This window comes from Streptomyces sp. A0958 (assembly GCF_004795035.1).
Taxonomy (GTDB): domain Bacteria; phylum Actinomycetota; class Actinomycetes; order Streptomycetales; family Streptomycetaceae; genus Streptomyces.
Genome location: NZ_SSBK01000003.1, coordinates 175,506 through 198,246, shown reverse-complemented (window position 1 = coordinate 198,246; position 22,741 = coordinate 175,506). Strand labels below are relative to the sequence as shown.

At 69.7% G+C, this 22,741-nt stretch carries 23 protein-coding genes; 8 read left to right on the top strand and 15 right to left on the bottom strand.

Annotated elements, in window-relative coordinates; translation table 11 throughout:
• Positions 1-68 precede the first annotated feature (68 nt).
• Entirely contained in the window at positions 69-1,019 is a 951-nt protein-coding gene (locus tag E6P78_RS32985; protein ID WP_240799054.1) for a helix-turn-helix transcriptional regulator, read from the top strand.
• A gap of 5 nt (positions 1,020-1,024) precedes the next feature.
• Positions 1,025-1,585, top strand: coding sequence for a peptide deformylase (locus E6P78_RS32980; protein ID WP_240799053.1), 561 nt, complete (start codon positions 1,025-1,027; stop codon positions 1,583-1,585).
• A gap of 243 nt (positions 1,586-1,828) precedes the next feature.
• Here E6P78_RS32980 and E6P78_RS04465 read toward each other — a convergent pair whose 3' ends face one another.
• The 4 genes from E6P78_RS04465 to E6P78_RS33210 form a co-directional block, all read right to left on the bottom strand.
• Positions 1,829-2,200 (bottom strand): hypothetical protein, encoded by a 372-nt coding sequence (locus E6P78_RS04465; RefSeq protein ID WP_136202160.1) that lies wholly within the window; start codon positions 2,198-2,200, stop codon positions 1,829-1,831.
• A 712-nt stretch (positions 2,201-2,912) separates the two neighbouring features.
• Positions 2,913-3,416 carry a hypothetical protein gene (locus E6P78_RS33220; protein ID WP_240799052.1) on the bottom strand — a complete coding sequence of 168 codons (504 nt, stop codon included), beginning with the start codon at positions 3,414-3,416 and terminating at the stop codon, positions 2,913-2,915.
• Complete coding sequence (locus E6P78_RS33215) at positions 3,344-4,192, bottom strand: recombinase family protein (protein WP_240799051.1); 849 nt, start codon at positions 4,190-4,192, stop codon at positions 3,344-3,346. Before E6P78_RS33215 ends, E6P78_RS33220 begins: the two co-directional genes overlap by 73 nt.
• On the bottom strand, positions 4,161-4,334 hold the full coding sequence (locus E6P78_RS33210) for a hypothetical protein (RefSeq protein WP_240799050.1): 174 nt from the start codon (positions 4,332-4,334) through the stop codon (positions 4,161-4,163). The genes E6P78_RS33215 and E6P78_RS33210 overlap by 32 nt, the downstream gene beginning before the upstream one ends.
• A gap of 23 nt (positions 4,335-4,357) precedes the next feature.
• Between E6P78_RS33210 and E6P78_RS04455 the strand changes: the two genes are divergently transcribed.
• Entirely contained in the window at positions 4,358-5,098 is a 741-nt protein-coding gene (locus tag E6P78_RS04455; RefSeq protein WP_240799049.1) for an LLM class flavin-dependent oxidoreductase, read from the top strand.
• A 90-nt stretch (positions 5,099-5,188) separates the two neighbouring features.
• Here the strand turns inward: E6P78_RS04455 and E6P78_RS04450 are convergent, their stop codons facing one another.
• The 3 genes from E6P78_RS04450 to E6P78_RS04440 form a co-directional block, all read right to left on the bottom strand.
• Complete coding sequence (locus tag E6P78_RS04450; RefSeq protein WP_136202159.1) at positions 5,189-5,731, bottom strand: RNA 2'-phosphotransferase; 543 nt, start codon at positions 5,729-5,731, stop codon at positions 5,189-5,191.
• A gap of 169 nt (positions 5,732-5,900) precedes the next feature.
• Positions 5,901-6,857, bottom strand: coding sequence for a MerR family transcriptional regulator (locus E6P78_RS04445; RefSeq protein WP_240799072.1), 957 nt, complete (start codon positions 6,855-6,857; stop codon positions 5,901-5,903).
• 53 nt (positions 6,858-6,910) lie between these two features.
• A complete protein-coding gene (locus E6P78_RS04440; protein WP_276607204.1) occupies positions 6,911-8,689 on the bottom strand; it encodes an SDR family oxidoreductase in 1,779 nt (592 codons plus the stop codon).
• Between the two features lie 327 nt (positions 8,690-9,016).
• On the opposite strand from E6P78_RS04440, the gene E6P78_RS04435 reads away from it, so the two are divergent.
• From E6P78_RS04435 to E6P78_RS04415, 5 genes are all read left to right on the top strand, one after another.
• Positions 9,017-10,057 (top strand): ABC transporter ATP-binding protein, encoded by a 1,041-nt coding sequence (locus E6P78_RS04435; protein WP_240799048.1) that lies wholly within the window; start codon positions 9,017-9,019, stop codon positions 10,055-10,057.
• Positions 10,047-10,955, top strand: coding sequence for an ABC transporter permease (locus tag E6P78_RS04430; RefSeq protein ID WP_136202157.1), 909 nt, complete (start codon positions 10,047-10,049; stop codon positions 10,953-10,955). Before E6P78_RS04435 ends, E6P78_RS04430 begins: the two co-directional genes overlap by 11 nt.
• Positions 10,952-11,863 carry an ABC transporter ATP-binding protein gene (locus E6P78_RS04425; protein ID WP_136202156.1) on the top strand — a complete coding sequence of 304 codons (912 nt, stop codon included), beginning with the start codon at positions 10,952-10,954 and terminating at the stop codon, positions 11,861-11,863. Before E6P78_RS04430 ends, E6P78_RS04425 begins: the two co-directional genes overlap by 4 nt.
• A 23-nt stretch (positions 11,864-11,886) precedes the next feature.
• Positions 11,887-12,606: an ABC transporter permease gene (locus tag E6P78_RS04420; RefSeq protein WP_136202155.1), complete on the top strand. Its 720-nt coding sequence runs from the start codon at positions 11,887-11,889 to the stop codon at positions 12,604-12,606.
• A gap of 290 nt (positions 12,607-12,896) precedes the next feature.
• The gene (locus E6P78_RS04415) at positions 12,897-13,589 is read left to right on the top strand and encodes a hypothetical protein (RefSeq protein ID WP_136202154.1); all 693 of its coding nucleotides are present in this window, start codon (positions 12,897-12,899) and stop codon (positions 13,587-13,589) included.
• A gap of 94 nt (positions 13,590-13,683) precedes the next feature.
• On the opposite strand, the gene E6P78_RS04410 is transcribed toward E6P78_RS04415, so the two are convergent.
• From E6P78_RS04410 to E6P78_RS04375, 8 genes are all read right to left on the bottom strand, one after another.
• On the bottom strand, positions 13,684-14,490 hold the full coding sequence (locus E6P78_RS04410) for an HAD family hydrolase (protein ID WP_136202153.1): 807 nt from the start codon (positions 14,488-14,490) through the stop codon (positions 13,684-13,686).
• Positions 14,487-15,776 (bottom strand): serine--tRNA ligase, encoded by a 1,290-nt coding sequence (gene serS, locus E6P78_RS04405; RefSeq protein WP_136202152.1) that lies wholly within the window; start codon positions 15,774-15,776, stop codon positions 14,487-14,489. Before serS ends, E6P78_RS04410 begins: the two co-directional genes overlap by 4 nt.
• A gap of 632 nt (positions 15,777-16,408) precedes the next feature.
• Positions 16,409-17,344, bottom strand: coding sequence for a prephenate dehydratase (pheA, locus tag E6P78_RS04400; protein ID WP_136202151.1), 936 nt, complete (start codon positions 17,342-17,344; stop codon positions 16,409-16,411).
• Positions 17,345-17,403: 59 nt separating this feature from the next.
• The gene (gene efeB, locus E6P78_RS04395; protein WP_136202150.1) at positions 17,404-18,711 is read right to left on the bottom strand and encodes an iron uptake transporter deferrochelatase/peroxidase subunit; all 1,308 of its coding nucleotides are present in this window, start codon (positions 18,709-18,711) and stop codon (positions 17,404-17,406) included.
• Between the two features lie 8 nt (positions 18,712-18,719).
• A complete protein-coding gene (locus E6P78_RS04390) occupies positions 18,720-20,681 on the bottom strand; it encodes a copper resistance protein CopC (protein WP_136202149.1) in 1,962 nt (653 codons plus the stop codon).
• A gap of 14 nt (positions 20,682-20,695) precedes the next feature.
• Positions 20,696-21,145, bottom strand: coding sequence for a copper chaperone PCu(A)C (locus E6P78_RS04385; protein WP_136202148.1), 450 nt, complete (start codon positions 21,143-21,145; stop codon positions 20,696-20,698).
• Positions 21,142-21,795 carry an SCO family protein gene (locus E6P78_RS04380; RefSeq protein WP_136202147.1) on the bottom strand — a complete coding sequence of 218 codons (654 nt, stop codon included), beginning with the start codon at positions 21,793-21,795 and terminating at the stop codon, positions 21,142-21,144. The genes E6P78_RS04385 and E6P78_RS04380 overlap by 4 nt, the downstream gene beginning before the upstream one ends.
• Before the next feature lie 46 nt (positions 21,796-21,841).
• Positions 21,842-22,588 carry a YcnI family protein gene (locus E6P78_RS04375; RefSeq protein ID WP_136202146.1) on the bottom strand — a complete coding sequence of 249 codons (747 nt, stop codon included), beginning with the start codon at positions 22,586-22,588 and terminating at the stop codon, positions 21,842-21,844.
• Positions 22,589-22,741 lie beyond the last annotated feature (153 nt).

The window sequence follows — 22,741 nt, the reverse complement described above, 5'->3', positions numbered from 1 at the left end:
CACTCACGGTTCATTCATCTCATCCGATGGCCGGGGCGGGGGCTTTGACGGATGCGCGGAACGATGCCTTGACGGTTGAGCAAACCGCCGAGGCGTTCGCGGCGGAGGTCGCCTACTGGCGTGAGGTGCGGGGCCTGGCCAAGCGGGAGTTGGCCAGAAGGATGGGCTTCGACCCGTCTTACGTAAGCCACGTCGAGTTGGGCCGGCACAAGCCGACCGAGGACTTCGCCCGTCGTGCGGAGGAGGCACTGAACGCGGGCAAGGCCATCTGGAAGCGCTGGCTGGAGTACGAGACGGCCAGGGCTCCCGTGGCACCGGCGACGGTCGTACCCGTCCCCCGCCGGACCGAGCAGCCATACGCGACCGGCTCGGCGATCGTCGTCGAGCACGACGCGGCCCGCCTCGACTACGACGGGCGCCTCTACAGGCTCACGAGGCGCCGGCTGCTGCGGAACACCGGAAGCGAGCCGATCACCCGTTACCTGATCCGCATCAGCGTCGACCGCTACCCCGGCGAGCCTGAACAGTCCAACGCCCACTATCGCGAGCATCCGCTGACCTGGGACGAGCTCTCGCTGACCGCGACCTGTCGAGGGGAGGCGATGCGCTGGCAGGCCAAGCACGATCGCGACGCCTTCAAAGAGGTGTGGCTGCTGTTCGAGAACAAGCAGGGTCGCTTCCCTCTCTACCCGGGTGAATCGGTGTGGATCGAGTACGCCTACTCGGTGGGCGAGGGGAAGTGGGGCCGTTGGTTCCAGCGCGCCGTCCGCCTGCCTACCGAGCATCTGGTGGTTGAACTCGCCTTTCCTGCTGAACTCGACCCTGCTGTGTGGGGCACCGAGACGTCCATGACCGCCGAAGCGGCGCCGCTGCGAACGGCGCCGGTCCAGCGCGAGGAGGGAGGAGTGCGCGTCTTCGCTTGGAGCACTTCCGCACCCGCGCTCCACGCCCGATACCGTTTGGAGTGGCGGTTCCGGGCCAGTCCCGAACATGAAGCGGATAACGGGGAGTTCAGGTGATCCAGATGCGACCCAGTGAACAGATGCGGGACCTCGGCGTCGTGCAGCGCGGGGCCCCCGTTCTTGCTGAGCGGGCGCGCGTCTTCGACTTGCCGACTGAGCGCGAGGCGGCCGAGCAGGCCATCGAGCGGCTGTTCGCTTCGATGGAGCGGATCGGGCAAGTTCACCCCTTCGCCAAGGGCATGGGCATCGCGGCACCCCAGATCGGCATCGGCCGCGCCGCCGCCGTTGTCCAGCCCCACGCACCCGAAGCTCCGGCGATCGTCTTGCTGAATCCTCGAATCACCGACCGTTCCAGCGAGGAAGACGAGCAGTACGAGGGCTGCCTGTCGTTCTTCGACGTCCGCGGCATGGTCCCTCGGCCGCTGTGGATCACCGTGGAGACCACCACGCTGGAGGGCCGTTTGGTGACCACCACTTACGAACGAGGGCTCGCCCGGTTGGTCCACCACGAGATCGACCACCTCGACGGCCTGCTCTACACCGCACAGATGCGGACGGGCGTCGTTCCCATCCCTGTGGAGGAGTACCGCCAGACCGGGCGGGCGTGGGACTACGAGCAGTAGCAGCCGAGGCGGGGCCGGGCTCCGTGTTGGTCACTTAGCGGCTCGTCCCAGATCCTTGGTCCGCTGCCCGGCAGGCTGCTTCCAGATCGTGATCGTGATCGTGGAGGGTGTCTTCGGCGAGCCATCCTGGTGCGCTCAACGGCACCGACCACTGCAGCCACGGCGAGCGGAACGCCGTCATCGCCCGTGCATGCGCTCGCGCAACGCCTGAGCCGAACCGAAAGGGGCGTGTAGCCCCCCGAGTCACCCATCCGTGCCTGGAACGCGGCGGAGCCGGACCGAGGAGTCCTCCATGGGCCCCTCCGGGACCGGCACCCACATCTCCATGGCCGTCACAATCTCCGTCAGCCGGGACTCGAAGGTCATTACACCGACCTCGTCGGCCCCATATTCTTGCCACAGCGCGACGAGCTGATCCTCACGTTCGCCGAGGTCGATCAACTTGTCGGCGAGTGCGATGCCGTCTAGAGAAGGTTTCCCGCTCTCAAGCACCCAACGGCTCGCGGCCGCATCTGCGGTGATACCGCGGCCCGCCAGCTCGACGATCCTGAACGGCACCCCGGGATCAGCTGCCACAGCCAGAAACACTGACTTCCGCACGGCCTTTTCAGCCACTCGTCAGACCCTCCCCACCACAGCAAGCCGCCTGGGCCACGACAAGTCAACCTACAGAAATGGCTAGCGTCATGGGGCTGGGGGGCCGTGACGCCGATCGCGTCCTGCGGGCCGGTGCGGGGGTGAGCGGATGGTGCTTGCCACTGCGGGGTCGTACCCTGGGGCACTGAGATTTCTTGTCTCGGGCCGATACGGACTGGCAGGTCCCGGCACCGTGTAGATCGTTTTGGGCGGTCGTCTTGGGAGTAGCAGCGGCCTTGGTGCTCCAACACCGGGGCCGCTTGTCTGCGTGGTGGCTCAGGCAGCCGTTTCGTATCGCGACGCGGTCATCAGGTCGGCCAGCCGTGCCGCGCTGTGTGGGCTGATCGTCGTGGTGAAGCCGGCGTAGACACGCCGCAGGGCCTGGGCTCGGGCTTCCTCGTGCCGTGCGGTTCGGGTCGTGGTTGTCGGTGCTGGGGTCGCCTGGGGCGGGCGCACGGGCAGCTCCTTGCGGCCGGTGCGGGGATGGCAGTCCCCGCACCGCATGAGGTCGTCGGGCGGTCGCTTGCATCGCGCTGCGTCCAGGTGCTCCAACACCTGGGGCCGCGCGTGCCGCGCTCATGACCGACTCGCAGGCCGTCCGAACGCGACGCCCTCAGTTTCCGGAGAATCGCCGGTTGGGTGAACCGGCGATCTCGTGGAAAATGCGCCCCCGCCCGAGCTGGCCCGGCCCTCAGAGCTGGTTCTGTTCGATGTCGATGCGGTCCCAGTCGAAGACTCCGCTCGGCTTGCCGGACGCGTCGATGACCACGCCGGAGAAGAGGAAGCGGAGCACCGCGTTGCGCCGCTCGTCCGTCATCTCGTCGGCCTCCCAGGTCGCCCTGGCCCTCGGACCCGTAAGTCCGTCGAGCAGCTTCACCGGACGTACGACCATCCGCTTCTGGGCCTTGGCGATCCGGTCGATGATGCCCTTGCGCATCACCCGGTACTCCGCCGTGGAGATCTCCTTGGCGGTCCACATCTGGTTTAGTTCGGCGAGCTGCCGCTGGTCCGCATCCACCGCCTCGGTCAGGGCGTTCGTGGGTGTGGCGGAGGCGAGCCGGCCGGAGACGGTGAGGCGGCCGAGCAGGTCGATCGCGGCCTCGGTGACGAACTCCTCCAGCTTCACGGCGGCGATGCGGCGGACGCACTTCTTCTCGTCGTTACGGCTCTTGCGCGTGCACAGGTACGAGGGCACCGCCCCGACCTTGGTCCGGACATGAGGGTGCCGCAGCGCTTGCACATGACCAGGCCACGCAGCAGGTAGAAGCGGCGCAGTTCCAGGTTGGTCTGGTGGATCGCGGACCGGTACTCGCGGCGGGCGCGGACCTCGGCCCAGGTGCCGGCGTCGATGATGGCGGGCCACTTCCCGGCGCCGACCTCCTCGCCCTGGTGCATGCGGATGTCGGCGACGTGGCGGGAGTCGAGCAGCGCCCGGACGGTGCCCTGGGTCCACTCCTTGCCGTACACGGTCCTGATGCCGCGCTTATGGAGGACCAGAGCGATGGCGACCGGGCTCTGGCCCTTGAGGTAGCGGTCGAAGACCTCGCGAACGATCTCGGCCTCGTCCTCCCTGATGGTCATGCCGTCGGGCTCGTACCCGAACCGCCGCTTGCCCGAGAGCGGCATGCCGGTCTCGGCCCGCTCAGCGAGCGCGGATTTCAGGCGCCGGGAGGTGTCGTCGGAGGAGCGGCAGGTGTGGGCGACCTCGATGCGGAGGATGAAGCGGTCGTTGGGGTCGGAGAGGTTCCGGCGGTTCGCCTCGCCGTGCAGCACGATCTCCTGCTCGTCGGATACCTGAAGGAGTTCCTCCAGGTCTCGCGGCTGCCGCATGAGCCGGTCGGGGTGGTACGCGATGATGTGCCGGAACTCGCGGCGCCGTGCGCATTCGAGGAGCTGGTCCCAGCCGGGGCGCTTGCGGTTGCGCCGCCAGGCGGAGCGGCTAAACGTGGGCGGGGTCGATGACCAGGCCACGCCGCTCGGCGATCTCCCGGCAGATACGCTCCTGCCGGTCGACGTCGGTCTGGTCGTCATCGTCGGCCTGGGATATTCGGCAGTACAGGGCGGCCGGTTCACCTGGGGTGATGGTCGGCTCTCGGTGTTTGGGGCGGGGCATGGGACCGATGGTATGAGCAAGGGTTGGGCTCGCCGAACTTCCGCCACCCGGTCACCCTGGCCAAGGAGCTGATCTCGCTCGACGACATCTCGAACGGCCGCATCACGCTGGGGATCGGCGCGGGTGGGAACGGCTTCGACGCGACGACCCTGCTGCGGAGCAACGAGGTGCCGTGGACGCCGCGCCAGCGCGCCGACCGCTTCGGCGAGTTCGTTCCGCTGCTGGACGCCCTGCTGCGCGAGCCGGCCGGAACGTCGTACGAAGGCGAGTTCTACACGGCCACCGAGGCACGGAACCTGCCCGGATGTGTGCAGCGCCCGCGCCTGCCGTTCGCCGTCGCCGCCACGGGACCGCGCGGGCTCGCGCTCGCCGCGCGCTACGGGCAGGCATGGGTGACCACGGGCGACCCGAAGCTGTACGAGGCGGGCAGCGCCGCCGGATCGCTCGACGCCCTCCGCCGGCAGGTGGCCGGGCTGGACCGCGCCTGTGCGGGGGCCGGGCGGGACGTGGCGGAGCTCGACAAGGTCCTGCTCACGGGGTTCACGCCGGAGTTCAACCCGGACCTCGCCGGTGCCGGGGGCCGGCCGTTCGACTCCGTCGAAGCGTTCGTGGACTTCGCGGGCCGGCACGCGGAGCTCGGCTTCACCGAACTCGTCATCCACGCCCCGGTGCCCGCCGACGGGCCGGGGTTCGACGCGGCGGTGGCGGACGAGAAGCTGTTCGAGGAGATCGCGACGCGGGGAGCGGCCCAGCTGGCCGGCTGACGGACGGCTGGAGGTGGGTGTGCCGCCTGCCCCGCTTGCGCCGCCTGCCCCGCGTGTCCCGCGTGCCCCGCGTCTCCCGCGTCTCCCGCCTCAGCCGGGCAGGCGCAGGAACTCGGCGGGTACGGCGGAGGTGAGCCACACCCCGTTGGCGCTGACGCAGAACGTGTGGCCCGCGCGGTGCATCTCCCCCGCGTCCACGGACAGGATGATGGGGCGGCCGCGCCGCGCCCCGACGCGGGTGGCGGTCTCGCGGTCGGACGAGAGATGGACATGGGTGCGGTTCATCGGGCGCAGCCCCTCGGCGCGGATCGCGTCCAGGGCCCGGCCGACCGTGCCGTGGTAGAGGTACGCGGGCGGTTCCGCCGGCGGCAGACCCAGGTCCACGGCCACGGTGTGCCCCTGGCTCGCCCGGATGCGGTCGCCCTCGACGGCGAAGCGCTGCTTGTCGTTGGAGACGACGACAAGGTCGAGTTCGGCCCGGGAGAAGGGGAAGCGATGGCGGGCCGCTGCGCGCAGCAGCTCGTCGATCGGCACCCAGCCATGGGCGTCGAGCGTAAGGCCGATCCGCTCGGGCTGGTGCCGCAGGTGTCTGGAGAGGTACTTGGACACCTTGACGGTGCGTCTTTCGTCCATCCCTTCAGCGTGCTCCTGACGCACCTCGCGGCGCATCCGCATTTCGCCGGCGCTTCATCGAAGCGATTTCCGACCAGAGGTTTGATCCACAGCTAACTGCGGTTATCCACAGGGCCCTTGGTGATTCTGTGGATAAGTAGCGCGGGCATAGTGGCATTTGGGTAACTTGTCATGAGTCGAAGGTGGGGGAGGTGAGGGCATCCAAAGCCCTCTTGTTCACCTCTCGTTCGGTGGCGGCGGTGACGAACTCAGCGACATGCTCCCTCCCAACCAGGCGCGCCACCGCGTCGATTGTGGTGGCCGGGAGCGAGACCGGGCCCGGTCGGCTGCCGGTGGGGGCCGTGGTGGTGGGACCGTCCGCGGCGAGGTGGTACTCCAGGTGCCGGGTTGCGAACAACCGCATCGCCCGAGCAAGTTCCGCGTCAACGGTCTGCTGTGCGAGCGGACGCAGTCGGCGCACCATGGAGGCCGCGCCGGCCGCGTCCGCATCGGTCGGCGGCCGGTGGCCGAGATACCGGGCGAAGACGTGCTCGGTGGTGAACTCCAGGAACCGGCAGGCTATCTGCTCGACCTGCCCACGAAGCTCCCGCAACTGCCCGGAGATCGCGGCGAGCGGAACGCCGGCCGCGTGCAACTCGACCGCCACCGCGAGCTCTTGCGGACTCGGGACGAGGAACTCGTCGTCGTGTCCCGGGACCGGCTCAAGGATGCCCAGCTCCACGGCCTCGGCGATGGCCTGCTCGTCGGCGATCCCGCCGAATGTCTTGGCGAGTTCGGCAAGGGAGACGCGGTCGGCCCGCTCGTCCGTCCATGGGCCGTGCACCTCGGCGACGAGCCCGAGCACCCCTCCGAGGCCGCGCCCCGTGTCCCACGCGTCCAGCAACTCCTTGATGCTGGCCAGGGTGTAGCCGCGGTCCAGCAGTTCGGCGATCTGCCGGAGCCGGGCTAGATGGGTGCCCCGGTACACATTGGCCCGGCCCCGCCGCTCCGGGGTCGGCAGCAGCCCGCGGTCCTGGTAGGCGCGGATCGTGCGTACCGTGGCGCCGCTGGCGTGCGCCAGGTCCTCGATCCGGTACTCGGCGGCCTCCCGCCCACCGGCCGGGGCCGCCTCGGCCCCGGAGAACACCCCACCGGCCGACGACCCCCCGCCCGCCGAGGTCTGCCCGGTCCCGGCCCGGCTCACAGCGGCGGCTTCAGCCGGGCGAGGCCGCGCAGTGCGCCCGGGCCGGCCTTGGACAGGAACCGCACCGCGTGGGACTCCGGCGTCACCGCAACAACGGCCTGGTTGCGTACGACCGCCCGGAGGACCGCTGCGGCGACCTTCTCCGGCGGGTAGTTCCGGGCGCCGTACAGCTTGCCGGCCTTCTGGCGCAGCCGCTGTTCCTCCGCCGTGTCCGTGCCCACGAAGCGTGCCGTGGACGTGATGCCGGTGTTGACGATGCCGGGGCAGATCGCGCTGACGCCGATCGACTTCTCGGCGAGCTCGGCGCGCAGGCACTCGCTGAGCATCAGGACCGCGGCCTTCGACGTGGCGTACGCGGGCAGTGCGCGGGACGGCTGGAAGGCCGCCGGCGAAGCGGTGTTGACGATGTGCCCGCCCTGGCCGCGCTCGGCCATCTGCCTGCCGAAGAGCCGGCAGCCGTGGATGACGCCCCACAGGTTCACGTCGAGGACGTTCTTCCAGTCCTCGGTGGTCGTGTCCAGGAACGGCCCGGACAGCCCGATGCCCGCGTTGTTGACCAGGACGTCCACCACGCCGTATTCGTCGGCGACCCGGGCCGCGAGCTTCTCCATGGTCTGCTCGTCGCTCACGTCCACCGCTTCGGCCCAGGCTGCCGGGGCCCCGGCCAGCCGCGCCGACTCGGCGGTCCGCTCCGCCCCTTCCGCGTCCCGGTCGACGGCCACCACCCGGGCGCCCGCCTGGGCGAAGGCGAGCGCCGTGGCCCGCCCGATCCCGCCGGCGGCCCCCGTCACCAGCACGAGTTGACCGCCGAACCGCTCCGCGTACCGCCCCTTCGCACCGGCTTCCACCGGCACACCGGTCTCCCGGGCCGATTCGGTCGCCGCGGCGAACTCCCCGATCCAGGAAGCCAGCTGGTCCGGTCTGGTGCGTGGAACCCAGTGCTTGGCCGGGAGGGAGCGGCGGGTCAACTGCGGAACCCAGGCGTTGAGGTCGTCGTAGAGCCGCTCGGAGAGGAACACGTCGCCGGTCGGTGTGATCAGCTGCACCGGCACGTGCGCGTACGCGTCGGTGCGCGGCCTGCGCAGCCGGGAGCGGACGTTGTCGCGGTAGAGCCAGGCCCCGTGCGCCGCGTCATGGGGCAGCGAGGGCGTCGGGTAGTCGCCCGGCGGCACCTTCTCCAGCCGCTCCAGGATGCCGGGCCACCGCTTGCCGAGCGGCCCGCGCCAGGCCAGCTCCGGCAGGACCGGGGTGTGCAGCAGGTACACGTACCAGGATTTGGCGCCCTGCCCGAGGAGCTGGCCGATCCGGCGCGGGGTGGGCCGGGTCATCCGCTGCTTGATCCAGTGACCGAAGTGGTCCAGGGACGGGCCGGACATCGAGGTGAAGGAGGCGATCCGGCCCTCCGTGCGGCTGACCGTCGCGAACTCCCAGGACTGCACCGAACCCCAGTCGTGCCCGACGAGATGGACCGGCCGGTCCGGGCTCACGGCGTCGGCCACGGCCAGGAAGTCGTCGGTCAGCTTCTCCAGCGTGAAACCGCCGCGCAGCGGCTTGGGCGCCGTCGAACCGCCGTGGCCCCGTACGTCGTACAGCACGACGTGCCACTCCTCGGCGAGCCGCGCGGCGACCTGGGTCCAGACCTCCTTGCTGTCCGGATAGCCGTGCACGAGCACGATCGTCGGACGCGTCGCGTCCCCCAGTTCGACCACGCACAGCTCGATACCGCCCGTGGCCACCCGGCGCTCTCGCGCCCCCGGCACATCGCGCAGGTTCACGCCGCCACCCTCTTTCCGGACTCCCCCGTGCCCGCAGGCCGTTCGTACTTCACTCGCGAGGCCATGCCACCGTCCGTTCCCTGCCGTGTGCGGTACGTGCCCGTAACGTGACACTGATGAATGTGACAATGTCCGGAGGCTGAGTCAAGGGGGGTGTGCGCCCCCTGTGGATAACCCGCTGTGTATGTCCGTTGGGGCCTTCTTCGCCCAGGGTCCGCTGTAGTCCTTCATGAGGGCCCCTTACGGGTTCCCTACAACTCGAGTCTGACGTCGAACCAGCCGTCAGGTCTGACGACCGCTGTGGTCCGCGCCACTACCGTCGGTTCTGTGAATGTCATTGCTGCCGAAGGCCTGAGCAAGCGGTTCCCCCGGGTGACCGCACTTGACCGGCTCTCTCTGGACATCGGACCGGGTGTGACCGGGCTGGTGGGTGCCAACGGAGCCGGCAAGTCCACGTTGATCAAGATCCTGCTGGGTCTGTCCCCCGCGACCGAGGGCCGGGCCGCAGTGCTCGGACTCGACGTATCGACCAGCGGCGCCGCCATCCGGGAACGGGTCGGCTACATGCCGGAGCACGACTGCCTGCCGCCCGACGTCTCGGCCACCGAGTTCGTCGTCCACATGGCGCGCATGTCCGGGTTGCCGCCGACCGCCGCCCGCGAGCGCACCGCCGACACACTGCGCCACGTCGGCCTGTACGAGGAGCGCTACCGCCCCATCGGCGGCTACTCGACGGGCATGAAGCAGCGCGTGAAGCTGGCCCAGGCCCTGGTCCACGACCCTCAGCTGGTCCTGCTGGACGAGCCGACCAACGGGCTCGACCCGGTCGGACGCGACGAGATGCTCGGTCTGATCCGCCGAATCCACACCGACTTCGGCATCTCGGTCCTGGTCACCTCGCACCTGCTCGGCGAGCTGGAACGCACCTGCGACCACGTCGTCGTCATCGACGGCGGAACGCTGCTGCGCTCCAGCTCGACCAGCGACTTCACGCAGACCACCACGACCCTCGCGGTCGAGGTCACCGACAGCGAGGCACACCCCGACGGCACCGACGCCCTGCGCCGTACCCTCACCGACGCAGGCGTCGAACTCGTCGGCCTGGACGGGCTGGACGCGCAGGGGCTGCCCGGCGCCGGCCACATCCTGCTGGTCGAGGCGACCGGCGAGGAGACGTACGACCTGGTCCGCGACAGCGTCGCCGGGCTCGGACTCGGCCTCGTACGGATGGAACAGCGCCGTCACCACATCGCCGAGGTGTTCCGCAACGACGGGGCAGCGGCGGCGCAGACCGCGGCGGTGCCCGCCGGAGTCGTACAGCAGAGCGGACCCGTCCAGCAGAAGGGGAGCGGTCGCGATGAGCACTGAGACCGGCACCGCGATCGGAAGCGAGACCTCCCGTATCCACAACATCGGCTACCGCGCCTACGACGGCCCGCGCCTGGGCCGCGCCTACGCCCGCCGCTCGCTGTACTCGCAGACTCTGCGCGGCTCCTTCGGACTCGGCCGCTCGGCCAAGTCCAAGGTGCTGCCCATGCTGCTGTTCGGCGCGATGTGCCTGGTGGCGGCGATCATCGTGGCCGTCGCCGTCGTCACCCCCGACACGACGACGCTGCCCATGAAGTACACGTCGTTCGCGGTCTACCTGCAGGCCGTCATCGGCCTCTTCATCGCCTCCCAGGCACCGCAGGCGGTCTCCAGGGACCTGCGGTTCAAGACCGTACCGCTGTACTTCTCGCGGCCGATCGAGCACGTCGACTACGTCGTCGCCAAGTTCGCCGCCATGGCCTCCGCGCTCTTCGTACTGACCGGAGCGCCGCTCGTGATCCTCTACATCGGGGCGCTGCTCGGGAAGTTCGACTTCGTGGACCAGACCAAGTGGTTCGCCCAGGGGATGGTCTCGGTGGCGTTGCTGTCCGTACTCTTCGCCGGTCTCGGCCTGGTGATGGCCGCGCTCACCCCGCGCCGCGGCTTCGGTGTCGCCGCGGTCATCGCGGTGCTGACCATCACCTACGGCGCGGTCTCCACCGTCCAGAGCATCGCCTGGACCACCGAGTCCGAAGGCGCGATCCAGTGGCTGGGACTGTTCTCCCCGATCACGCTGATCGACGGGGTGCAGACCGCGTTCCTCGGGGCCACCTCGGCCTTCCCGGGCGGGAACGGCCCGGGCGCCGGTGCCGGCGTCGTCTACCTCCTCGTTGTCCTCGCGCTCGTCGCCGGCTCGCACGCCGTACTGATGCGCCGTTACCGGAAGGTCGGGCTGTGACCACCATCGAGATCGACCACACCTCCCGCTGGTTCGGCAACGTGGTCGCCGTCAACGACGTGAGCATGACCGTGGGACCGGGTGTCACCGGTCTGCTCGGCCCCAACGGTGCCGGCAAGTCGACGCTGATCAACATGATGGCGGGATTCCTCGCCCCGTCGACGGGTACGGTCACGCTGGACGGACAGGCGATCTGGCGCAACGAGGCGGCGTACCGGAAGATTGGCATCGTGCCGGAGCGGGAAGGCATGTACGACTTCCTCACCGGCCGCGAGTTCGTGGTGGCCAACGCCGAACTGCACGGACTGGGCGACGCCGAGGCGGCTGCCGCCCTGGCCACGGTCCAGATGGAGTACGCGCAGGACCGCAAGATCTCGACGTACAGCAAGGGCATGCGCCAGCGCGTGAAGATGGCGTCCGCGCTGGTCCACAACCCGTCCGTGCTGCTGCTCGACGAGCCGTTCAACGGCATGGACCCGCGTCAGCGGATGCAGCTGATGGACCTTCTGCGGCGGATGGGCGCGGAGGGCCGGACGGTCCTCTTCTCCTCGCACATCCTCGAAGAGGTCGAACAGCTCGCCTCGCACATCGAGGTGATCGTCGCGGGACGGCACGCGGCGTCCGGTGACTTCCGCCGGATTCGCCGGCTGATGACGGACCGCCCGCACCGCTATCTCGTACGGTCCAGCGATGACCGGGCCCTGGCCGCCGCGCTCATCGCAGACCCGTCGACGGCCGGGATCGAAGTGGACCTGAGCGAGAACGCCCTGCGTATCCAGGCGATCGATTTTGGCCGCTTCACCACACTGTTGCCCAAGGTCGCACGCGAGCAGGGCATCCGCCTGCTGACCGTTTCACCGTCCGACGAGTCCCTCGAATCGGTCTTTTCCTATCTCGTAGCGGCCTGAGGCCGACAAGGAGCTGTGACGTCATGTACGACCCCACAGTCGCCCGGCTCACCTACCGGGCGCTGCTCGGCCGGCGCCGGGCCGCCATCCTCTTCGTCCTGCCCGCGCTCCTGATCGTCATCGCGGTGGCGGTACGGATGTTCGCCGGGGCCGACGACCAGATGACCTCGGACGTGCTGGGCGGATTCGCCATCGCCACCATGGTGCCGCTGATCGGCGTCATCGCCGGTACGGGCGCCATCGGGCCGGAGATCGATGACGGTTCGATCGTGTACCTGCTGGCCAAGCCGGTGAGCCGGCCGACGATCATCTTCACCAAGCTGATCGTGGCGATCGCGGTGACCATGGTGTTCTCGGCGGTGCCCACATTGCTCGCCGGCCTGATCCTCAATGGCAACGGCCAGCAGATCGCGGTGGCGTACACCATCGCCGCCCTGGTCGCCTCGATCGCCTACAGCGCGCTGTTCCTGCTGCTGGGCACGGTGAGCAGGCACGCCGTGGTCCTGGGTCTCGTCTACGCGCTGGTGTGGGAGGCATTCTTCGGCAGCCTGGTGCCCGGCGCGCGCACGCTCAGCGTGCAGCAGTGGTCGCTCGCGCTGGCCGAGAAGACCGGCGGGAACGGCACGATCACCTCGGACGTGGGGCTGCCGCTCGCCACGGTCCTGCTCGTCGTGGTCACCGTGGTGGCCACCTGGTACGCGGGGCAGAAGCTGCGCGCCCTGAAGCTCGCCGGCGAGGAGTGAGCGCGAACCCGTCCGACATGCGACAGCCCCCGGTCATCGGCCGGGGGCTGTCGCATGTCGGACAGTCTTACGCGTAACTGTACGGTTATCGGTGCGTTGTTCACGGTGCGTGGAGGCAACTGGAATCCGTGGCGTCGTAGCGTTCGTGAAATATGAGATGGCCGATGCGGCGAAGAATCACGCGCCGGTCGGTTCTTGAGTGAGTGGCAACCGTGAGCGTCCTCCGCCCCTGAAGCCCGGGGAGAGGGCTGTCCATTCCCCCGTAGCTTTCACGAACGGAAGGCATGCTCATGCCAACAGAAGTAGCCCTACTCGAATCCCGCGCGCTGCGCGATGAACAGATGGGGCGCGTCGACGTCCTGGACAAGGTGAAGTGCCTTGTCATGCTCCCGGACGGGATTCACGTTCGCACAGAGGACGTGGCTCGTTACTTCGAAGTATCCACAAGGGCGGTCAGGAGGCTGACCGACCGGCATCAAAACGAGCTCTCGGGTAACGGCATGCGCGTGCTTCGAGGCTCTGAGCTGCGCATCTTCCATAGCGACATGCTGTCGCTATGGGGCGGCGAGGCCCCCGAAAGTTATCCACAGGCGGCCACTCAGCTCCGTCTCTACACCCGCCGGACCGTCCTCAACGTCGCGATGCTTCTTCGCGACAGCGACGTAGCCCGGTGCGTGCGTACGTATCTGCTCGACGCTGAGCAGGACCGACGCGCGGGGTACGCCTCGCTCGAACACCGCGTCACCCGGGTCGAGAACTGCCTGGCTGGGGTGGGCACCGCGCTCCAGGAGCTGGGGCCGGTCCTCAGCCGGATGTCGCACCGGCTCGACAGCCTCGACCGGAGGCTGGAGGTCACCCATCAGGTCGTCGGCGCCATGAGCGTGCGGCTGGGCGGGGTCGCCGAGGACGTCGTCCGGCTCGACGACCGCATGGACGCGCTCGCCCGCAATCTGAAGGAGCTGAACCGCCGCGACAAGCGCTGATCCGGCCGTCGCAGGCTCAGGAGCAGGCGTAGAAAAAGGCTCGGGGACCGAGGCGGTGCCCCGGTCCCCGAGCCGCGCGGCGGTACGGCCGTTCCTACGACTCCTGGAGCAGCCGCTCGAGCACGACCGCGATCCCGTCGTCCTCGTTCGACGCGGTGATCTCCTGGGCGACGGCCTTCAGGTCCTCGTGCGCGTTGGCCATGGCCACACCGTGCCCCGCCCAGGCGAACATGGGGATGTCGTTGGGCATGTCGCCGAAGGCGATCGTGTCCGCGGCCTTCACGCCCAGCCGGCGCGCGGCCAGCGAGAGGCCGGTGGCCTTGCTGAGGCCCAGCGGAAGGATCTCCACGACCCCCGGGCCTGCCATGACCACGTCCACCAGGTTGCCCACCGCTGCCCGCGCGGCCTTGGCCAGCGCGTCGTCGTCCAGATCGGGGTGCTGTATGTAGACCTTGTTCAGCGGGGCGGCCCACATCTCGGCCGGGTCCTGGACGAAGACGGCCGGACGCGGACCTTCCTGTACGCGGTAGCCCGGCCCGACCAGCACCTCGCCGTCGAGCCCGTCGCGGCTCGCGGCCAGCGCCAGGGGCCCGATCTCGGCCTCGACCTTGGACAGCGCGAGCCCGGCGAGCTGCCGGTCCAGCGTGAGCGAGGTCAGCAGCTTGTGCTCGCCCGCGTGGTAGACCTGCGCCCCCTGGCCGCAGACCGCGAGGCCGTCGTAGCCGAGGTCGTCCAGGACGTGCCGGGTCCACGGGACGGCGCGGCCGGTGACGATGATGTGCGCCGCACCGGCCGCGGCGACGGCGGCCAGCGCCTCGCGCGTCCGTGCGGAGACGGTCTCGTCGTCACGCAGCAGGGTGCCGTCGAGGTCGGTCGCGACGAGCTTGTAGGGAAGGGTCACTTGGCGACCGGTTCCAGCAGCTCGCGCCCGCCCAGATAGGGACGGAGCACCTCGGGCACCCGCACCGAACCGTCGGCCAGCTGGTGGTTCTCCAGGATCGCCACAATGGTGCGCGGTACGGCGCAGAGCGTGCCGTTCAGCGTGGCCAGCGGCTGCATGACCTTCTTGCCGCCGCGGTTGTCACGCATCCGGACGGCGAGCCTGCGCGCCTGGAACTCGCCGCAGTTGGACGCGGACGTGAGCTCGCGGTACTTGCCCTGCGTCGGAATCCACGCCTCGCAGTCGTACTTCCTGATGGCCGAGGCCCCCAGGTCCCCGCTGGCGACGTCGATCACCTGGAAGGGCAGCTCGAGGCCGGTGAGCCACTGCTTCTCCCACTCCAGCAGGCGCAGGTGCTCGGCCTCCGCGTCGGCCGGGTCGACGTACGTGAACATCTCGACCTTGTCGAACTGGTGGACCCGGAAGATCCCGCGGGTGTCCTTGCCGTACGTGCCCGCCTCGCGGCGGAAGCAGGGCGAGAAGCCGGCGTAGCGCAGCGGCAGCTTCTCCGCGTCGATGATCTCGTCCATGTGGTACGCGGCGAGCGGGACCTCGGAGGTGCCGACCAGGTACTGGTCGTCCTTCTCCAGGTGGTAGACGTCCTCCGCGGCCTGGCCGAGGAATCCGGTGCCCTCCATGGCGCGCGGGCGGACCAGCGCCGGGGTGAGCATCGGGGTGAAGCCGGCCTCGGTGGCCTGGGCGATCGCCGCGTTGACGAGGGCGAGCTCCAGCAGGGCGCCCACGCCCGTCAGGTAGTAGAAGCGCGAGCCGGAGACCTTGGCGCCGCGCTCCATGTCGATCGCGCCCAGCGCCTCGCCGAGCTCCAGGTGGTCCCTGGGCTCGAATCCCTCGGCGCCGAAGTCGCGGATCGTTCCGTGCGTCTCCAGGACGACGAAGTCCTCCTCGCCGCCGACCGGCACGTCCGGGTGGACGATGTTGCCGAGCCGGAGCAGCAGGTTCCTGGTCTCCGCGTCGGCCTCGTCCTGTGCCGCGTCGGCCGCCTTGACGTCGGCCTTGAGCTGCTCGGCCCTCTTCAGCAGCTCGGCGCGCTCCTCGGGGGACGCCTTGGGGATGAGTTTGCCGAGCGATTTCTGCTCGGAACGGAGTTCGTCGAAGGCGACCCCGGACGACCTGCGCCGTTCGTCGGCGGAGAGCAGGGCGTCCACGAGCGCGACGTCCTCTCCCCGGTTGCGCTGGGAGGCGCGAACACGGTCGGGGTCCTCACGAATCAGGCGAAGGTCAATCACTCCTCCAGGCTACCGGTGTCGGCTTCCCCCGCTTGAACCGATAGGGACGAGCGGGGCGCTTTGCCTGAATTGCCAGTATTTGACATTCTGGAGTTGGATCAAGGGCCGGGATTCGAGTCGTGCGTCGAGAAAGAGCCGCTATTCCCCTAAATGGGGCAGAAGGGGTGAGGGTTCTTGACGCACCTCCCTTGCCTGTCGCGGCAGTTGGTCGCGGCTTGTCCACAGGAGTGGGTGGCCCGTCAAAGTTATCCACAGGCTGTGGGGGAAGTCTGTGGACATGGGGGAGGTCATTCCGGGGAGCCTGTGAAAACGCGCGGATTCACAGCTCAAACCCGCTTCCCGCGCTCGTTCGAGTGGGAATTGCTCGCCCTAAAGAGTTGATCAATGGAATTGAGCTGACACCGTGTGACCCGCGACCCTGTGGAGGGGTCTGAGCGGGCTGCGCTGATTTGTCGACCATGTCGCATTGCGGTGTCGACTTGTCCCCAGCCTGGGGCAGGTGCCTGTGGATAACTTTTCCCAGTAAGGGAATCAGCTGATCCCAACGGCAGCGCGGGTACGTGCCGCCCGGCGCGCGTTCCGGCCTCCGGCCGACCACGCACCGAGCCATGCCCCGCCCAGCCGGGGTGCCGTCAGGTGCGTCCGTCCTGATTGCGGGCCAGCCAGTCCGAGGCCTCGGTGAACTCGGCGTCGGACGTTCCCGCGCGCAGCGGACGTACATCCGCCGGCGTCACACCGGCCCGTGGGTAGGAACCGAGGAACCGCACGTTCGGGCAGATCCGCTTCAGCCCCATCAGCGCCTCGCCGACCCGGCGGTCCGAGATGTGGCCCTCGGCGTCCACCGCGAAGCAGTAGTTGCCGATGCCCGCACCCGTCGGCCGGGACTGGATCAGCATCAGGTTCACCCCGCGCACCGTGAACTCCTGGAGCAGTTCGAGCAGGGCTCCGGGGTGGTCCTCCCCCAGCCAGATGACGACGGAGGTCTTGTCCGCGCCGGTCGGCGCCGCGGGCCGGGCCGGCCGGCCCACCAGCACGAACCGGGTCTGCGCGTTCTCCGCGTCATGGATCTCGGTGACCAGCGGTTCGAGCCCGTACGTCGCCGCCGCGAACTCCCCCGCGAAAGCGGCGTCGTACCGGCCCTCCTGCACGAGCCGCGCCCCGTCCGCGTTGGACGCCGCCGACTCCCATACGGCCTGCGGGAGATGGGCGGCCATCCAGTTGCGCACCTGCGGCTGCGCGGCCGGGTGGGCGGTGACCGTCTTGATGTCGGACAGCGTGGTACCGGGCCGCACGAGCAGCGCGAAGGTGATGGAGAGCAGCACCTCGCGGTAGATCATCAGCGGTTCGCCGCTGGTGAGCTGGTCGAGGGTGGTGGTGATGCCCCCCTCGACGGAGTTCTCGATCGGTACGAGCGCCGCGGCGGCCGTACCGCTGCGCACCGCGTCCAGAGCCGCCGGCACGGAGACCATCGGGACCAGTTCGCGGGTGGCGGCTTCCGGGAGCGTACGGAGGGCGACTTCGGTGAAGGTGCCCTCGGGGCCGAGATAGGCGTAGCGCGTGGCGGACATACCGTCACCCTAATGCGCGGTGACGGCTCAGAGGCCCGGGACGGCTGAGCCGTTGAGGCTCAGGACTCCAGAAGCCGCTGCCCCACGTACTCCCCGGCCGCCGCCCCGCCCGGTACGGCGAACAGACCGCTCGCCTCGTGGCGCAGGAAGGGGGAGAGCGCGTCCCCCCGGTCGAGCTTGCGCTGCACGGGCACGAAGCCGCGCAGCGGATCGGCCTGCCAGCAGATGAACAGCAGCCCGGCGTCCGGGGTGCCGTCGGCGGCGATGCCGTCGTGGTACGAGAACGGCCGGCGCAGCATCGCCGCACCGCTGTTGCGCTCGGGGGAGGAGATCCGGGCGTGCGCGTTGTCCGGGATCAGGAGCTTGCCGTCGGGCCCCGCCTTGTCGAGGTCCATCGCGGTGGTCTCGGTGCCGCCGCTGAGCGGGGCGCCGTCCGCCTTGCGCCGGCCGATGACCTGCTCCTGGCGCTCCACCGGGAGCTTCTCCCAGTCGTCGAGCAGCATCCTGATCCGCCGGACCACCGCGTACGAGCCGCCCGCGAGCCAGTCGTACGCGGCGTCCTGGCCGCCGGGGACGAAGACCCGCTGGTCGAAGTCGCTGTCGGCCGGTTTCGGGTTGCCGGTGCCGTCGATCTGGCCCATGAGGTTGCGGGTCGTCATCGGCCTGGCGGTGGCGCCGGGTGTGCGGTTGAAGCCGTTCATCTGCCAGCGCACGGTGGCCGTCGAGCCGGCCTCCTTCTGTACGGCCCGCAGGGCGTGGAAGGCGACGAGCGAGTCGTCGGCGCCGATCTGCACCCACAGGTCACCGTTGGACCGGTCGGCGTCGAGGTGGTCGGACGAGAACGGCGGCAGGGGGTCGAGCCCCGGGGGCCGACGGGCGGTCAGGCCCGTGCGTTCGAAGAAGGTGGCGCCGAAGCCGAAGGTGACGGTCAGCGAGGAGGGCCCCGCGTCCAGTGCGATGCCGGTGTCGTGCCCGCTGCCGTCCGCCCCGCCGCCGGTGACGGGTTCGCCGGCCATCAGCCGCTGGGAGACGGCGGACCACCGGCGCATCAGGGCGGCGGCCTCCTTGCGCCCGGCGCCGGCGGCGAGGTCGAAGGCGATGAGGTGGCCGCAGGCCTGAAGCGGAGTGGTGATCCCCGGTTGATGTTTCCCGTGAAACACCACCTCGGTGGACCCGACCGCCGTCAGGGCCGTCGGCGCCTCGTCGCGCGTGGCGGCGTAGCCGGTGGCGCCGCCGGCCGCTCCGAGCACCAGCCCGGTCGCCCCGGCCGCGCCTGCGGTGCCGAGCAGTCGCCGCCGGGAGATGGCTCCGGTCCCGCTGTTCTCACCGCTCTTGCCGCTCTTGCTGCTTGTGCTCTGTCCGCTCACGGTCCTGCTCAGCCGATCTTCACGTTCTTGTCGACCGTCGTCTGGTCGATGTCCGAGGTCCGCACGGTCACCGCGACGTTCCAGTTGCCCGCGATCGGGATCTGGAGGCCGGTGGCGGTCCAGTGCCCCTCGGTCAGCCGGACGGGGACGGCCGGAAGGGGGCCGATGTCCTTGGACTTCAGGGTGAAGGCGAGCTTCACCTCGGGGACGTCCATGGCCTTTCCGCCGCTGTCCTCGATCCACAGGTGGAGCACGTTGGCTCCGGTACGCCCCGGGTCGATGTCCATCCTTACCGTGCCCTTGCCGTTCTCGCCGCCCGTGTCGAAGGACAGGGAGAGGTTGACGGGCCCGCTCGCCACGGGCGCGGCGGCCGCCGTCGACGAGCGTGCCTCCTCCTCCGTGCGACCGGGTTCGGTCGAGGTCAGGACGGTGGTCACGGCCAGCAGGGCCACGCCGACGCCGACCTCGGCCAGCACGGAGCGTCGCAGCGCCGCCCGGCCGGGGTCGGCGTCACGTATCCGCTTCTTCTCGGTGGTGGCCACGGCGGCCCGCTGCCGGGCGAGCTGGGCGGCCCGGGCGGGGTCCGGCGCGGCCTCCGCCTCGGCCGTCTCCTCGGGCCGGGTGGTCTCCGTAGTCCCTTCCTCTTCCTCCGTGTCCGGAGCACCGGCAGCGGCAATGGGTTCGTCCGTGCCCCCGCCCACCGCGAGCCGGCCCGTCCACCGGCGGGACGCCGACGCGACCCCGACCAGCACGGCGACGATCCCCACCTTCACGAGCAGCAGCTGCCCGTATCCGGTGCCGGTCAGCGCCGACCAGGTGCCGACCTGCCGCCACGACTGGTAGAGCCCGGTCGCGACGAGGAGGACCACGCTGACGAACGCGATCGCGGAGAAGCGCCGTACCGCGGCCGCGGTGAGGTCGGGGGTGCGGTACAGCGCGGTCAGCAGAGCCGCGAGACCGCCCAGCCAGGCCGCTACGGCCAGCAGGTGGAGCACATCGACGGGCATGGCGATACCGGGCTGGATTCCGGTCGACGCGTGCTCGGCCAGCGCCCAGGTCCCGGCGATGCCGGCGGCGATGACCGCGCCGCCGATGGCGAGACCGAAGGTGAGGTCCTTCTTCTCGCGCGGGTCCTCGCGCTTGGCGTATGCGCCGAACAGCACCGCGACGAACAGCGCACTCGCGCCGAGCAGCAGGAGCCGCGAGACGAGTGCGGCGCCGGGCTTGGTGTCGAGGACCGCCTTCAGGCCGTCGAGGTCGAAGACGTCCCCGAGCTTCCCGGACCCGGTGTACGGGTTGCGCAGGAGCAGCATCGCGATCGTGGCCGCGGTGATCGTCATCCAGCCGCGCACCACCAGGCGCTGCAGCGGACGCGCGCCCGCGCCGCGCTGCCAGCAGGCCAGGACGAAGGCGGCGCCGCCCGCGAGCACGATGAACCCGGCGTACGCGGCGTAGCGCGCGATGCCGTAGAGCGCGCCGACGAGACCGCCCCCGGCCTCGTTGTCGGGGAGGGCGACGGTGGTCTCGGAGGGCGCGCCGATGGAGAAGGTGAAGGCGCCGGAGACCGGGTGGCTGTCGGCGGAGACCGCCTGCCAGGCGACGGTGTACGTACCGTCGGGCAGGCCCGTGCGCAGGGCGACGCCGTACTTCACGGTGGAGCCGCTGTGCAGGTCGCGCGGGGCGGCCCGGGTGTCGGCGCGCTTGCCCGAGGGGTCGAGGACGCGGATGGAGTCCGCACCGAGGGCGACCTGCTCGGAGAAGGTGAGGGTGACTTCCTTGGGTGCGGTGGCGACCACCGCCCCGTCCTGCGGATCGCTCCCGGTGAGTGCGGCGTGGGCCGACGCGGGGCCTGCGACGGCCAGCAGCAGGCCGAACACCGCGCCGACTAGTGCGGCGAGGAGTCCGGCCGCGGCGAGCGGCCGTCGTGCGGCGGACGGGGGCGGCCCGAAGTGCGGGGCGGTGGCTGTCATGGTCTGTCAGTCCCTCACTGTTTCTTCGGGTTGTGGGTGGTCTCCTTCACGGGAAGGTCGACCTTGACTGCGCCGGCCTTCTCGAAGTGCAGCTCCACGGACACCTTCTGGCCCTGCTTGGGCTGCTGTTTGAGCTTCGCGAACATGATGTGGCTGCCACCGCGTTCGAGGTCCAGCTCACCGCCCGCGGGCACGTCGAAGGACGTCACCTTGCGCATGACCTGGTTCTTCGTCTCGTGGATCGTGACGTCGTCCGAGAGCGGACTGGTGACCGAGGTGAGGCGGTCGGCTCCGGTGCCGTGGTTCTGCACGACGAGGAAACCGGCCGCCATGTCGTTGACGGGCTGCGGCATGAACGCGCCGATGACCTTCAGCTCCGGGCGGTCCGATGAGGACGAGCACCCCGCCAGCGTCAGACCCGTGGTGAGGGTCAGGACGCCGGCGAGGGCCGTACGGCGGTTCACGGCTTCTCCCCCTTGACGATCTTGGGGAGGTCCTTGGTGTAGTCGTCGGGCGTGGTGTCCTCGCTGTACAGCACGTATCCCTGGTCGGTCTTCGGGGAGAACGCGATGACCTGCGAGCCGTGCATCGAGACGACCGTGCCGTCCTTCTCCTTCTTCGGCGCGTCCATGCCGATGCCGATCTGCCGGGCGCCCGCCTGGATGGTCGGGAAGTCGCCGGTGAGACCGATGAACGACGGGTCCTGCATCTTGAGCCAGGTGCCCAGCGAGGCGGGGGTGTCCCGCTCCGGGTCGGTGGTGATGAAGATGACCTGGAGCTTGTCCCGGTCGGCCTCGGAGAGGGACTTCTTGGCGATCGCGATGTTGCTCATGATGAGCGGGCAGACGTCGGGGCAGTTGGTGTAGCCGAAGTAGATGAGCGTCGGCTTGCCCTTGGTCTTCTCGCGCAGGTCGTACTTCTTGCCGTGCGTGTCGGTCAGGACGAGGTTCGGCTTGGTGAACGGCTGGTCGAGCACCGTCGCGGCCTTGGTCTTCGCCTCCACCGACACATCGGCGATGGGCTTCTTGCTGTCGTTGTCACTGCCGCCGCAGGCGGACAGGGCGAGCGCGGCCGCGACGACGAGCGCCGCGGCCGGCACGATCTTCTTAACCATGGAGCACTTTTCCTGGTGGGTCGGTGGAGCGGGTCGGGCTTGGGGGTCAGGTGGTCGTACGACGGCGGCCGGCCAGGACGCCGAAGGCCACGCCGCCGGCACCGACGACGATGCCGACGATGCCGAGCACCCGGGCGGTGTTGTCCTGGGAGGAGGCCGACGAAGCGGTGGTGGTCTCCCCGCTCTTGCCGGAGGAGTCGGAGGAGCCCGATGAGTCAGAGGAGTCGGAACCGGCCGCTGCGGTGGCCCCGTGCGCGTCACCGGACGCGGCCGTCAGCTTGAGGACGGGAGCGGGGGTGTCGGGCTCCTCGGCGCCTTCCTTCTGCTCCTCGATCCAGCGGACGACCTCCTTGTTGGAGTACGTCTGGACGGCCTTGAACACCAGCTGGTCGGCGTCCTCGGGCAGCTGGCCGACCGACAGGGGGAACTGCTGGAAGCGGCCGGGCTCGATCTTGCCGCCGGTCCAGGTGACCTTGGAGACGGCCTCGTTGATCGTCTTGCCGTGCATCTGCAGCGGCTTGGCGAGCTTGCTGGTCGTCACCTCGATGTCCCAGCCGGGCACCGGCTGCGGCATGACGGAGGCCAGCGGGTGGTCGGTGGGGAAGCTGACCTCGAGCTTGGTCGTCGAGGCGTTGTCGCGCTCGTTGGGCACCTTGAAGTTGATGACGGCGTAACCGCCCTTGGCGGCCTCGCCCTCCGGCTGGACGCTGACGTGGGCGGAGGCCGTACCGGCGAGCAGCAGCACGGTGGACGCGGCGACGCCGCCGGCGAGGGCGATGCGGGAAACGTTCATGACAGGGATCACTCCACAGAGGCACGAAGGAAAGGTGCTCCGGCGCGCGGGTACGCACCGGCATCGCGACACCTCCTCCTCACGAGCGCAGTGCGTGGACGGCCCGTACGCGCACCGTCAGGTGCGGGGCGTGGGCCGGGGTGCATCGCGTGG